The 13173-nt window shown below is 57.2% G+C and carries 11 protein-coding genes; 3 read left to right on the top strand and 8 right to left on the bottom strand.

Annotated features, from left to right (window positions below; all coding sequences use genetic code 11):
• Positions 1 to 12 precede the first annotated feature (12 nt).
• Positions 13 to 1689: a SulP family inorganic anion transporter gene (locus tag KP703_RS04815; RefSeq protein ID WP_215753976.1), complete on the top strand. Its 1677-nt coding sequence runs from the start codon at positions 13 to 15 to the stop codon at positions 1687 to 1689.
• A 319-nt stretch (positions 1690 to 2008) separates the two neighbouring features.
• Here KP703_RS04815 and KP703_RS04810 read toward each other — a convergent pair whose 3' ends face one another.
• From KP703_RS04810 to KP703_RS04780, 7 genes are all read right to left on the bottom strand, one after another.
• Complete coding sequence (locus KP703_RS04810) at positions 2009 to 2212, bottom strand: hypothetical protein (protein ID WP_043549186.1); 204 nt, start codon at positions 2210 to 2212, stop codon at positions 2009 to 2011.
• 14 nt (positions 2213 to 2226) lie between these two features.
• Complete coding sequence (gene cydB / locus KP703_RS04805) at positions 2227 to 3366, bottom strand: cytochrome d ubiquinol oxidase subunit II (RefSeq protein WP_215753975.1); 1140 nt, start codon at positions 3364 to 3366, stop codon at positions 2227 to 2229.
• Between the two features lie 27 nt (positions 3367 to 3393).
• Positions 3394 to 5010, bottom strand: coding sequence for a cytochrome ubiquinol oxidase subunit I (locus KP703_RS04800; RefSeq protein WP_062141594.1), 1617 nt, complete (start codon positions 5008 to 5010; stop codon positions 3394 to 3396).
• A gap of 54 nt (positions 5011 to 5064) precedes the next feature.
• Positions 5065 to 6756, bottom strand: coding sequence for a thiol reductant ABC exporter subunit CydC (gene cydC, locus KP703_RS04795; RefSeq protein WP_215753974.1), 1692 nt, complete (start codon positions 6754 to 6756; stop codon positions 5065 to 5067).
• Positions 6753 to 8450, bottom strand: a complete 1698-nt coding sequence (gene cydD / locus KP703_RS04790) for a thiol reductant ABC exporter subunit CydD (protein WP_215753973.1) — start codon at positions 8448 to 8450, stop codon at positions 6753 to 6755. The genes cydC and cydD overlap by 4 nt, the downstream gene beginning before the upstream one ends.
• A gap of 265 nt (positions 8451 to 8715) precedes the next feature.
• Entirely contained in the window at positions 8716 to 9498 is a 783-nt protein-coding gene (locus KP703_RS04785) for a sulfite exporter TauE/SafE family protein (protein WP_061487395.1), read from the bottom strand.
• A gap of 53 nt (positions 9499 to 9551) precedes the next feature.
• On the bottom strand, positions 9552 to 10478 hold the full coding sequence (locus KP703_RS04780; RefSeq protein ID WP_215753972.1) for an MBL fold metallo-hydrolase: 927 nt from the start codon (positions 10476 to 10478) through the stop codon (positions 9552 to 9554).
• Positions 10479 to 10586: 108 nt separating this feature from the next.
• Here KP703_RS04780 and KP703_RS04775 point away from each other — a divergent pair, with 108 nt between their 5' ends.
• Positions 10587 to 11246: a peroxiredoxin gene (locus KP703_RS04775; RefSeq protein ID WP_062141590.1), complete on the top strand. Its 660-nt coding sequence runs from the start codon at positions 10587 to 10589 to the stop codon at positions 11244 to 11246.
• Positions 11243 to 11665, top strand: coding sequence for a helix-turn-helix transcriptional regulator (locus KP703_RS04770; protein WP_215753971.1), 423 nt, complete (start codon positions 11243 to 11245; stop codon positions 11663 to 11665). The genes KP703_RS04775 and KP703_RS04770 overlap by 4 nt, the downstream gene beginning before the upstream one ends.
• Before the next feature lie 82 nt (positions 11666 to 11747).
• On the opposite strand, the gene KP703_RS04765 is transcribed toward KP703_RS04770, so the two are convergent.
• Complete coding sequence (locus KP703_RS04765) at positions 11748 to 12968, bottom strand: cation:proton antiporter (protein ID WP_215753970.1); 1221 nt, start codon at positions 12966 to 12968, stop codon at positions 11748 to 11750.
• Positions 12969 to 13173: the final 205 nt, after the last annotated feature.

Here is a 13173-nt window from a genome sequence, read left to right as displayed (position 1 = left end):
AAGGTGGGCAAGATGCTGAAAAACCTGTTCAGACGGTGGGGGCAGGGAGACCGGGCCAGCACTATGCGCGATAGTCTGGCGGGGCTTTCGCTTGCCTGTATGAATATCCCGCAGGTTCTGGGGTATGCTCGTATTGCCGGGATGCCTGCTGTAACCGGGCTGTATACAGTTTTGCTACCGCTGGTGGCGTTTGCTGGTGTCGGGTCTTCGCGGCATCTGGTCGTGGCGGCAGATTCTGCAACCGCGGCCATTTTTTCCAGTGCTCTGGCACGCATGGCCCCGCCGGGCAGTGCGCATTACATGGCGCTTGTCAGCATGGTCGCGCTGTTGAGCGCCGGGTTCCTGTTGGCAGCGCGGTTGTTCAGGCTAGGGTTTCTGGCCGATTTTCTCTCCCGCACGGTGCTGGTTGGGTTTATGGCGGGTGTTGGCCTGCAGGTCGGCATTGCCATGACGTATGACATGCTGGGCTTACAGGCCACAGCGCATAATCCTTTTCTCCAGTTTGTAGAGTTGCTGAAGGCGCTCCCGCATCTTGCGCCGTTAAGTGCGGCAATCTCGCTTGTTATGTGCCTGCTTTTATATGCCGGAGAGAAATTTGCACCGCACAAGCCACTGGCGCTGGTTCTGGTGGTTGGAAGCATTTTCGCCAGTTGGGCTATGGGGCTGGAGGCGCGAGGCGTAGCACTGGTAGGGCCACTGTCTGGCGGCTTGCCGTCCCTGCATTTCCCCAGGGTGGGGTGGAATGACATGCTTAGCCTGCTGCCGGTGGCGACGTCCTGCGTGTTCGTCATTATTGCGCAAAGTGCCGCAACATCCCGAACCTACGCGTATAAATTTCAGGAAGATGTTGACACAAACAGGGATATTCTGGGGTTAAGTGCTGCCAATGCAGTGGCCGCCTTGAGCGGCACTTTTACGGTCAATGGCAGCCCGACGCAGACAGCCATGGCCGTGCAGGCCGGAGCCCGTAGCCAGAAGGCACAACTTGTTTTTGCCTGTGTCACGCTGGTTGTTTTACTATTTCTCACGGGCCCCCTGCACTATCTGCCACGGTGTGTGCTGGGGGTTATTGTTTTTAGTGTTGCGATGGGGATGATTGACCTGCGCGCCTTATGGCGCATACGGCAGGAAAGCCCCGGAGAGTTCGGTCTGGCGCTGATCACCGCTGCTACGGTTGTGGGGGTGGGGGTGGAGCAAGGTATTCTGGTAGCGATTGCGCTCTCCCTGTTCCGCCATGTGCGGCATAGTTATGAACCACACACTATGGTTTTGCAGGAAGATGCCCAGACCAAGCTTCTGGAAGCCTCCCCAGTCAAGGCTGGGGTTGAAACGGAACCAGGCCTGATTGTGTATCGGTTCTGTGCAGATTTATTCTATGCAAACTGTAACCGCTTTGCAGATGATATCCGGTTTCTGATTAAAACAGCGCCCACCCCTGTTCGCTGCATTGTGGTAGATGCCAGCGCCATTACGGATATTGATTATTCTGCCGCCAGCCTTCTGCGCACGGTTTTGCAGGAATTACAGGCAAAGTCTGTTTTGATTGCTTTTGGGCGGGTTAATCCGTTTTTACGGGCTGATATGGACCGCCACCGGATTAGTGCTGTTTTGGGTGAGGGCAATATTTATGCCCAGCTCCATACCGCAGTGGCCGCAGCCCGCTCTCATGCCCGGTGCGAAAAGGCATGAGAGCGGCAGCTTGTGAGGCTTTTTTGTCAGAACAGGCTCAAAGAGGAGGCATGCGCTCCGCTGGTAAGCCATGTGTGTAAAATACCATAAAAACCCAACAAGAAAACAGAATGAATCATTAAAAACTTATAAAATAAAAAGAAGTTTCTGAATGATATAAAAAACCCCACGCCAGAAGTCCGACGTGGGGTAAAAAAGGTCTTTCTGCATACACTCCGTTACGGGAAGAGCTTACGCACAACCCGATAAGCAATGATGTAAAGCAGAAGGTAAAATGCGGGAATAAACAGAATTATTCCTTCAAGATCGCCTAACATGATTAAACCTCCTGATCTGAAGAGGAGCCGATTTTGCCGTCCTGCTGCGCATCCAGCAGGATTGCGCCGGCACCGGAAATGAGAATGATCATGATGGTACCAATCACCCAGGCGAAGTACCAGGGGCCCTGATCCCCCACAAAAACGGCAAACAGCAGGGAGACGACCAGAACAGCGGCCAGACCGGCCAGACGTAACAGTTGCATGGTAAAGTTCCCTTTTAGTAGCTGTGGCTATCGTTAACGATGTCCGCCGTGTGAACCTTGCCGCGCATCACGTAGTAGCACCATGAGGTGTAGCAGAGGATGATGGGCACAAAGATCAGCGCGACAACCAGCATGCAGGTCAGGCCATAAGCACTGGCGGAGCTGTTCCAGATGGTCAGGCTCTGGTCCGGTGCGGTGGTGGAGGGCATGAAGAACGGGAACATCGCCGCAGCAACCGTGCCAATGGTGCCAATCCATGAACCAAGCCCAATCCACCAGGCGAGAATGACCTTGTTCATGCGTGCAGCCAGTGTTCCGCCAATCATGCTGGCCAGCCCAAGCAGGGGTAGCAGCCAGAGGACCGGATGGGCGGCATAATTATGCAGCCAGCCCCCGGCAACCATGGTGACGTGCTGGCCGTGCATGGGGGAGGCCGGCATAGCCGGGTCGACCGGGGCGGTGAACACAAAGCCCTGCATGCGGGCAATAAAGAAACCACCAATGATAAACAGTATCGCTGCCGTCAGGCCGCCGCGCAGGGCGTAGCGACGGGCGCGGTCATAAATCGGGTTTTCTGCCCGCAGCATCAGCATCACGCCACCCTGATACACACTCAGGGCAACGGACATCAGACCGCACAGAATGGAAAACGGGTTCAGCAGATATGAGAAAAAGGAGCTGTCCTGATAATACTGTCCGGTCCAGCCAAAATGGTAGCCAACACCATGCAGGATGTTCCCGAAGGCCGCGCCGTAGATGAACATGGGCAGGAAACCGGAAATCAGAAACACCCAGTCCCAGCTGGCGCGCCAGAGGTGGGAGTCCGCCTTGGAGCGATATTCAAAGGCGACAGGCCGCAGGATCATGCTGAACAGCAGCAGGATCATCACGACATAAAAAACGGAAAAGGACGTGGCATAGAGGGTGGGGAAGGCAGCAAAAATCGCACCGCCTCCCAGAATAAACCAGACCTGATTCCCATCCCAGTGCGGGCCGATGATGTTGAGGGCCGTGCGGCGCTCTCCATCATTCCGCCCTACAAAGCGGAGCAGGGTGCCAACGCCCATATCCATGCCGACCATCAGCCCGAGGCCGATCAGCAGCACGCACAGCAGAGCCGCCCAGATCAGTTTGAGAAGTGCATAAAGTTCCATATCAGGACCTTTCTTTCAACAAAAGCATCAGTGACCTGAGGCGTGCGGGGTGCCGACAACAGCGCAATGGGCGGCATACGCATCATCACTGTGCGGGGCGTCATGCGCTTCCGGGCCAAGGCGTGCGAACTTGAACATCAGATACAGTTCTGCCGCGATAAAGATGCTGTAGAGCAGCGCAAAACCTGCCAGAGAGAACACCATGTAGGACGTGCTGTGCGTGGAAGCGGACAGGAAGGTCGGCAGCGTGTTGAACACCGTCCAGGGCTGACGGCCAGCTTCTGCTGTAATCCATCCGAATTCTGTTGCCAGAATAGGCAGCGGGATAGACCACATGCAGGCCTTGAGGATGAGCTTGTTCCGCTCCAGCTTGTTCTTCAGGCTCAGGTAAGCAGAAATGGCAAACAGCGCGAAGAAATACAGCGCCAGAAACACCATGATACGGAAAGACCAGAAGGTGACAAACACATTCGGAAGAATGTCGGGTTTCGTCTGTTCCACAACGCTCTGCAGGGCATCTGCCGGAATGGCCGTTACGTCCTGATTAGGGGCGTGGCGGGTGGCCAGAAAGCCAAAGCCGAGGTCGGCTTCATGCGCCTTGAACGCGTCCAGATCAGCCTGCTGGTGTGTTTCCTGATACCGGCGCAGGGCGGAGACAGCGGCAATTCCGGATTCAATGCGCGGTGCGGCAGCATCTTCCAGTTCGTGCATGCCACGGATAGGCGTGTTGAAATCATGCGTAATAAGCGGTGTGAGAACAAACGGGACACCAATTTCAAAATGGTTTTCCTGTTTGGCATCATCCGGAAGGGCTGCCAGAATCCACGGTTCATACGGCGGTTTGCTGGTGTGCCACAGGCCTTCAATGGCAGCGATTTTGGTCGGCTGTTCCATATAGTCTTCACGGCCCAGAACATCGCCCAGCGTGATGACGGCAACAGTGGAGATAATGCCGAACAGTGCAGCCATACGGAAAGATCGGGCTGCAAACTGCCTGTGCTGACCACGCAGCAGATAAAATGCACTCACACCCATAACAAGCAGAGCCGCAGAGACATACCCGGCAACAGAGGTATGCACGAACTTGGCCTGTGCATCCGGGCTGAAGATCAGTTTTACAAAGCTGTCAAACTGCAGGCGCATGGTGTCCGGGTCAAAATGCGCACCGTGCGGCACGTTCATACCGGCGTTCGCAATCAGAATCCACAGGGCAGACAGGTTGGAGCCGAGGGCCACCAGATACGTCACGGCCAGATGGGCCTGTTTGCTCAGGCGGTCCCAGCCAAAAAACATAAGGCCCACAAAGGTGGATTCCATAAAGAAGGCCATCAGACCTTCAATGGCCAGCGGCGTGCCGAACATGTCCCCAAAAAAGCGGGAATACATGGACCAGTTGGTGCCGAATTCAAACTCCATGGTAATGCCGGTGGCAACGCCGAGGGCAAAGTTAATGCCGAACAGCTTGCCCCAGAACATGGCCATGTCTTTGTAAATTTTTCTGCCGGTTACAACATAGACAGTTTCCATGGCAGCCAGCATGAATGTCAGGCCCAGCGTGAGGGGGACAAACATGAAGTGGTAAAGCGCTGTCAGCGCGAACTGAAAGCGTGAAAGATCAACAACAGTCGGGTTGATCATGTCCATTTTAAAAATCCTTTATCATAGGCACTCTTAAGCGGTATCTTTGAGGTTATCGTCTCATGGCACCTCCTCCGCCGGGCAGATCTGGCCGCCTGCAAGCGTGAGTGTCCGGTCCATAAACGGGATCAGGGTGCGCCGATGCGTAATGCACAGGATGGTGGCATCCGGCCTTGCGGAAATCAGGCTGTGCATCAGGGCGTATTCGGTTTTCTGGTCCAGCCCTTCTGTGGGTTCATCCAGAATGAGCCATGGGGTGTTGCGCAAAAGTGCCTGCGCAAGAACAAGCCTTCTGGCCTGACCACCGGAGAGTGCGAGACCTTCATCCCCAATCAGCGTATCCAGCCCGTGGGGGGCGTGCTGCACAAACTCTTCCAACTGCACAGTGCTTAGGGCCTCCGCCATCTGCGCGTCATCCGCGTTCGAGTTGGCAAGCAGGAGCGTGTCCCGAATGGTGCCGTTGAACAGGTGGAAATCCTGTGCGGCGACGCTGATGGTTTTTGCGAGATCTTCCGTTGAAAAATGACGAAGATCCAGACCTCCCAATGTGATCTCACCGCCCTGATATGGATAGAACCGGCTCAGGAGGCTGATCAGGCTGCTCTTGCCAATGCCGGATGCCCCGACAAGCGCCACACGTTCCCCCTGACGGATGGTGAAGCTGGCATGCTCCAGAACCCGGTGCTGGGTATTCGGATATCGGAAGGAAATATCGCGAACGATGAGATCCAGAGGATGGTGCAGAGCAGGTGCGGGGGTGGTGGGAGCAGAAACGCACGGTGCGGCATTGCAGGATGTTTGCAGCCGTTCCGCAGCAATGCGGGCGCGGGTGAAGGCCTGACAGGCTGCGGGCAGAGGCTGCGTAACATCAAAGGCAGCCAGACACCCCAGAGCCAGCATCGGAATTTCCGGCGCAGAGAGTGCGCCCAGATGAAAAGCCCGAACCGCCAGCATGACCACATAAAGGGTTGTCAGCAGACCGATAAAAGTCATCAGGCTGCGTGCACCGCTTTCCAGTGCGGCAAGATGCCGTTCTGTGGCTTGCAGGGTTTTCTGATGGGTATCCAGTGTCTCAATGCGGGCTTCACTGGCCCCCAGAGTCAGATACTCCCCTAAGCCTGCAAGCGTGTCTGCAAGTTCAGCCTGAAAGGTGCCGCGTTGCGTGGTAAGGGCGCGCAGGCGCGGTGCTGAGAGGAGACCGACGCTCATGGGGACCGGCAGAGTGCAGACCAGCAGGCCAAGAGCCAGAATAAGTCCTGCGCTTTTCAGGAAAAGTCCGGAAATAAGCGCAAAGGCCAGACCGCACAGAATGGCGCGAGCAAAAGGGATGAACGTTTCTGTGTAGGACTGGCCGACGCGGTCGGTGTCCGACACAAAGCGGGAGAGCAGATCGCCACCCCGTTTGTCGGTCAGTCCGGCCGGGGCCTGTGGGGCGAGTTTTGTATAAACCCAGACCCGCAGGCGGCCCGTCAGGCGCAGACTGGCATCATGCGTGACCAGCCGTTCCAGATACCGTGTGGCAATGCGCAGCGTTGCAAAAAAGCGCACCCCGGTGGCGGGCAGTATCATGTTGAAGGCTTGCTGTGCCGCAAGTCCCGCAGCCCCGGCGCAGGCCGCCCCGGCCAGCAGCCAGCCGGACAGGAACAGCAGCCCGAAGTTGGCAAGGGCTGCAACACAGGCCAAGGCCAGACCGAAGAAAACAGGCCAGCACAGAGCGCGCGTGAAAAGCCCTGAGACAGTAAGAAGATTCATGCGCAGGCCCTCTGCGGTGCGGAGAAGAGTTCTCCGTGCCCGTCACTGATATGCAGGCACTGGTCAGCCAGCGCGACCATGTCGGCATGGTGTGTGGCAACAAGTACAATCCGGTTTGCAGAACAGCGCCGAATGGCGTGGGCAACACGCAGAGCACTGGCCGGGTCCAGATCGGATGTTGGTTCATCGAGACACAGGATATCCGGATTGCGGAGCAGGGCACGTGCCAGAGCCAGCCGCTTGATCTGGCCACCGGAGAGGCATGCGCCTCTTTCCCCGACAGAGGTTGCAAAACCCTGCGGCAAAGCCTCGATAAATTCCAGCGCATCGGCCTGCTGAGCAGCGGCATGCAGTTCCGCATCGGTTGCGTTGGGTTTGGCCAGCCGCAGAGTGTCGGCAATGCTCCCCATTGTCATCACAGGGCGCTGCGGCACCCATGCGGTGTGGCTTTGCCAGACTTCAAGAGGGGCTCCTGTGGTGTCACACGCGGTGATCTGACCGGAAGATGGCTGTAAAAACCCCAGTATCAGACGTAGGAAAGTTGTTTTCCCAGCGCCACTTTCTCCGGTGATGACGGTCAGAGTTCCGCGTGACAGCGTGCAGGAAAGCGCCTGAAAAGCTGGCGCTTGTCCCGGATAGCCTGCTGTCAGGTCGGAACATATCAGGTGGGCTATCGGGTGATTCCGGGTGTGTGTCAGCCGGGGCTGGCTTTCCGGTTGCGTCATCTCCGGCAGGGCGAACAGGTCAGCAAGCCTGGCGGCCGCTGCCGTTGCGTTCTGGCGGGCATGGTAGCTGGCGGAAAAAGCACGGAGCGGCATGAAATATTCCGGTGCCAGCAGCAGAACCAGAAAAGCGGACCGAAAATCAACCGTGCCAGACAGCAGCCGTGCGCCGAAAACCACGGCAACCAGAGCAATGGACAGGCTGGAGAAAAATTCCAGAACAGCCGAGGTCAGGAAGGCAACTTTCATGACGGAAAGCGTGCTGGCCCGGTGTGCGTTGGTTGCGGCGGCCATACGGCTGATGCTGGCCTCTGTCTGGCCCAGAAGGCGCAGCGTGCTAAGCCCGCGCAGGGAATCCAGAAAGCTGGAGCCCAGCACAACCAGCTGCATCCATTGCCGGTCCATGATGCTTTGGGCGCTATAGCCAACCAGCGCCATGAAAACCGGAATCAGCGGGCCGGTGCAGGCCAGAATGACAAAGCTCCAGCCGTCCAGATGGAACACCATGGCCAGAATAAGCAGGGGCAGCACGACCATCATGGCGGCACGGGGAATGTACTGCGCAAAATAGGGTTCCAGCGCATCTACCCCTTCTGTCAGGGTGGTGAGAATGCGTCCTGCCGGAAGGGTCGTGCAGCCGACTGGTCCCGCACGGAACAGATGCCGCAGGGCATCGCGCCGCACATGGGCGGCAATGCGCAGTCCTGCTTCTGTCCCCGCCATATCGGCAAGCCATTGCAGAAACAGACTTCCGCCGAGGCAGGCCAGCAGCAGGAGAAGGGTATGCTGCTCTGCGGCAAAGGATGCGCCTTTGAAGGTCAGATCATCCACAAGTCCGGCCAGCAGCGTGAGGTGCAGCACAAACAGGACCGCCGCCATGCCACTCAGCGTGACGCTGCCAGCCAGCCAGCCTTTGGCCCGCCGGGCCATGCCAGCAGTCTGCCAGTCGTTTTTGGGTTGCTTGGAGTGCATGAAAGTTTGCCTGCCTGCGGGAAAGGATCACAAAGGGATAGACTTTCATAATTAATGAAAGTCATATTAAAATATTTACGAAAGTATCTGACGTCAAGGGTACGGCAGTCTGCGCGACCTGCAGGGCAGCTGCGTCAGGGCTTGAAAAGCTCAGGGATTGCGGAAGGATTGCCAGGAAAAGACAAAAAAACGGGGCCTTGAAGGCCCCGTCACTCTCCTCATCGAGAAGATGATATTTAATTTATGTTATTAAGTGTTGGGTTACTTATCGCCCGAACAGACACTGCCAGATCATGTAAGTCGCCACGCAGAAAATTACGCAGGCGAAAAAGATGGTCAGCGCCCCTTTGGACTGCGCCATGGAGCGCGCCACGCGGGTGCCCACCAGACTGCCAATGGCGCCCCCCAGAATGAACAGCCCGGCCAGAGACCAGTCCACATAGCCCGAGGCCATATAGCTGGCGGCTGTGCTGAACCCGAATGCTGAGACTGCCACCAGTGACGTACCAACAGCATTGAGAATCGGCATGCCGGTGGAGGCAATCAGGCCCGGCACAATCAGAAAACCGCCGCCAATGCCAAAAAAGCCGGAGAGCAGGCCCGTGCCTGCGCCATAGCCTGCGACTTTGGCGGCGTTATCGCGGTTGCAGCTTGCGCCTGGGCAGCCCTCGTTCCTGCGGCCACGGAGCATGAGGATGCCGACGCCGATCATAAGGATGGCAAAGCAGAGGAGAAGCTTTTTGCCATCGACAGCCTTGCCGAGACTCGCGCCAACAAACGCCCCCAGTACGCCGCAGGATGCAAAAATGGCAGCGCATCGCCATTTGACTGTATGGGCGCGGGCATGCTGCGCCAGCCCGACAAGCGCGTTGATGGCCACGGCCAGCGCGCTGGTGCCAATAGCGACATGCGGGTTGGAAACGCCCACCAGATAGACCATCAGCGGCACCGCCAGAATGGAACCGCCCCCGCCAATAAGCCCAAGAGTAAAGCCGACCAGTGAGCCGGAAAAAATTTCCAGCCCGGTCTGTAAAAGGGGATCTGACATTTTACGCTTTGTGCCTCAGGTCAAAAAAACAGGGGTGCTGCGGTCTGTAGAGCTTAGAGTTTGTTGACGGGAATTTTGATGTAACTGACGCCGTTTTCTTCCGGTTCCGGCATATGGCCGCCACGCATGTTAATCTGCACGGACGGCATAATGAGGTTGGGGAGAGAGAGCGTGGAGTCGCGCTTGGTGCGCATGCTCACAAAGTCCTCTTCTGCCACGCCGTCATGCACATGGACGTTATGGGCGCGCTCGGCTCCCACGGTTGTTTCCCATGCAAATTCGGTGCGGCCCGGTGCTTTGTAGTCATGGCACAGGAATAGGCGCGTCTGTTCCGGCAGGGTGAGCAGGCGGCGGATGGAGCGGAACAGCATCCGGGCATCCCCACCGGGGAAGTCTGCGCGGGCGGTGCCGTAATCGGGCATGAACAGCGTATCGCCAATAAAGGCGGCATCCCCGATCACAAACGCCATGTCAGCCGGGGTATGGCCGGGCACATGGAGGGCGGTGGCTTTCAGGTTGCCGATCTGAAACTGGTCCCCATCCCGAAACAGGTGGTCAAACTGGGAGCCATCCCGGGCGAAGCGGGTTCCGGCATTGAAGATTTTGCCAAAAACCTCCTGCACCCGGATAATGTCAGCTCCAATGCCCAGTTTCCCGCCAATCTGCTCCTGTAACCACGGAGCGGCGGAAAGATGGTCGGCATGGGCATGGGTTTCCAGCTGCCATTCAACTTTCAGCCCCTCTGCCCGCACATAGTCCACAATTTTCTGTGCGGAGTCGTAGCACGTGCGACCGGACGCTGCGTCATAATCCAGAACGCTGTCCACCACGGCGGCGGCCTTTGTTTCCGGGTCATGCACAACATGGCTGGCCGTAAAGGTCGCTTCATCGAAAAAGGTTTTAACAACTGGCTTTTGAGCCGGGTTGCGTTCAGCATTCAGGATCTGGGCTGTCGCTGCGGCAATAGGGGCATCCGTCATGAGGTGCGTCCTTGTTAGTTTCTAAATTAATTTAAAAGTGTATCTTCATTTTCATTAAATACGAAACCATCTTGCGTCAAGGATAGTAACCCGCGTAAGTAACGCAGCATGAGCGATCCTACGTTTGAAGCATGTCCCCTCTTTCAGGCTCCGCCACCCCTCAAGATTGGCGATATGGCCCCGGATTTCGTGGCGAGGACCACGCAGGGCGACCTGACTTTAAGCAATCTGCGCGGGCATTGGGTGATCCTGTTCTCCCACCCGGCGGATTTCACGCCCGTTTGCACAAGTGAGTTCATCGCTTTTGCCAAGGCTGAACCGCAGTTCCGCGCCATGAATTGCGCGCTGGTAGGGCTCTCCATTGATAGTCTGCCCTCTCATCTCGCGTGGGTGGATGCCATCCGGGCGCAGTTTGGCGTCGTGATTCCGTTCCCGGTGGTGGAAGATCCCTCCATGGTCATCGGCCGTGCCTACGGCATGCTGGATAGCACGGCCCAGAGTAGTGCCACGGTGCGGGCTGTTTATGTGATTGACCCTGAAGGCATCGTGCGGGCCATTACATGGTACCCCATGACAGTGGGGCGCTCCGTCATGGAACTGATGCGCCTGCTCGCAGCGTTGCAGCGTGTAGCAGAAGGCGATGTGCTGACCCCTGAAGGCTGGATGCCGGGGGATGATGTGGTGAGCCCCGCAGCTCAGACGCAGGATGCCGTGGCCGATGCCGGGCCGGCTTGGTTCATGGCGTTGCAGCAGGATGCAAAGGTATGAGCTCCCTCTCGTTCGACATGGCCAAGCAGCTGGTGGAACGATTGAAGCTGTTTGCCCAGCCCCAGCGCCTGATGATTCTGGACGCTTTGCTGGATGGCGCTCTGGCGGTGAGCGAGCTTGAGAGCACAACCGGCATTGGCCAGCCTACTCTGAGCCAGCAACTGGGCACCTTGCGGCGCGCCGGTATTATTGTGCCGCGCCGGGAATCCCGCACCATTTATTACAGCCTTGCCAGTGATGAAGAAGTGTTGCGCGCACGGGCTTTGATTGGCCTGCTGCGGGAAGACCGCTTGGCGCTGCCGCTTTTGCAGGAAGTGTCCGAGCGGCGCGCAGCACTGCCCGCACGCCCCAAAACGCAGGAAGAAGGCGGAGCGCAGTTTGCGTTCATCCGCCCCGGTTTATCTGCATCCTCATCCTGACGCGCTGGCTTTGCTGGTGATGAACCGAGCCTGAAGGGGGCAGCCCCCATCGTGAGTGGCTGCCCTTAGAGGTGAAAGGCGTTCAGGCGGGAGTGCTGCCTGATACCTTGGGGGCCGCCAGCCGGAAGAGCGGCCCGGTCAGAACAGTTGAAATCACCGCCAGCACCATCAGGGATGCAAAGGCGAATTCTGAGATCATGCCCTGTTCGTGCAGAATGGTGGCTGCGACAATTTCCATCAGGCCTTTGCATTGCAAAAGCGCGCCAATGCTCAGCCGCTGCCTGCCATTAAGCCCGGCAGCAGGAGGGAACAGAGAGACCGCACCAATTTTGGTGACGACCGAAAGCACCACCAGCATCAGTGAGGCAATGACGGACGGCCAGGTCAGGGCGTCGCCATTGATATGCAGTCCGCTATGGCCGAAGAACATGGGGGCAAGCCAGATTAGCGAGAACGTACCGACTTCTTCCACCGGCAGGCGGCGAACCCAGCTGGGAGGCATGATGGCTCCGGCAAAATACGCCCCGATCAGCTCATGCAGGCCAAGCTGCATACTGGCCCAGGAGCCTGCGGCCAGATAAACCGGCACCGCCAGCCAGATGACCCACAGCGGCGGATGCTTTAAATTGCGGGTGGCCCAGCTTCCGGCCAGCGCCAGCCCAACCAGCAGCGCGATGGCCACGAATTCCAGCCCGGTCCAGCCTTTCAGACTGGCGGACCCTCGGGCGGCAAATTGCAGGGCAGCGAGCCCGACCCATAAGGCGGCATCATCCACCACAGCCAGTTTGAGGGCCAGATGGCCGATGGGCCGATGGGCAGGGGAAAGCTCACGCACCACACCAATCAGCACCGGCAGGGCGCTGACCGCCATGCACAGCCCGACTGACATGGCCCCGATCAGCGGGGTTGTGTGCGGGGGCGTCCAGCCACGTAGGGGCAGGAAGAAATAATAGACCAGCACGGAGCCAATCACGAAAGGTCCGGCCAGCGCGACCAATGCCCCGGCCAGCAAGCGGCCGAGAGACGGAGAGGGCAGAGGGTCATTCTGATCTTTTTCTGGCGTCTGCCACATTTCCAGCCCGGCAGTGAAGGCGAGAATAAGCACCGCCACCCAGCCGATGGAATTCCCGTAAAAGGACGGAATACCGAGTTCCTGCACAGGCGCATGGGTAACAGCGAAAAGAATACCAACAAGAATCGGGATGACGGCAATAGGAATAGCTTTGTTAATCAGGCGCCAGAATCCCCATGGCACCAGAACAAATATAAGCACATCAGCAACAAGCGCTAAGATTTTCGGCATGCGTTGATCCTGCCTTTCTTTTTAGTTATTCGCTTTATTATATGAGAACAGATGGAAAGTGAAACAATATTGAAAAAAGTTAATAAATTGATATAAAGCTCTATCAGTTCTGATCTCACAGGTTTTTTTTGTGGTCTGGTATTTTCGGATATCACCGCGATACCCGGTTTTGCTGGAGTTTATGGTTTGTGAGCAGAGAGTGTAT

This window comes from Acetobacter sp. P5B1 (assembly GCF_018811985.1).
In the GTDB taxonomy this organism is placed as follows: domain Bacteria; phylum Pseudomonadota; class Alphaproteobacteria; order Acetobacterales; family Acetobacteraceae; genus Acetobacter; species Acetobacter cerevisiae.
The sequence above is the reverse complement of the archived record's forward strand: the minus strand, read 5'-3'. Positions and strand labels throughout refer to the sequence as shown.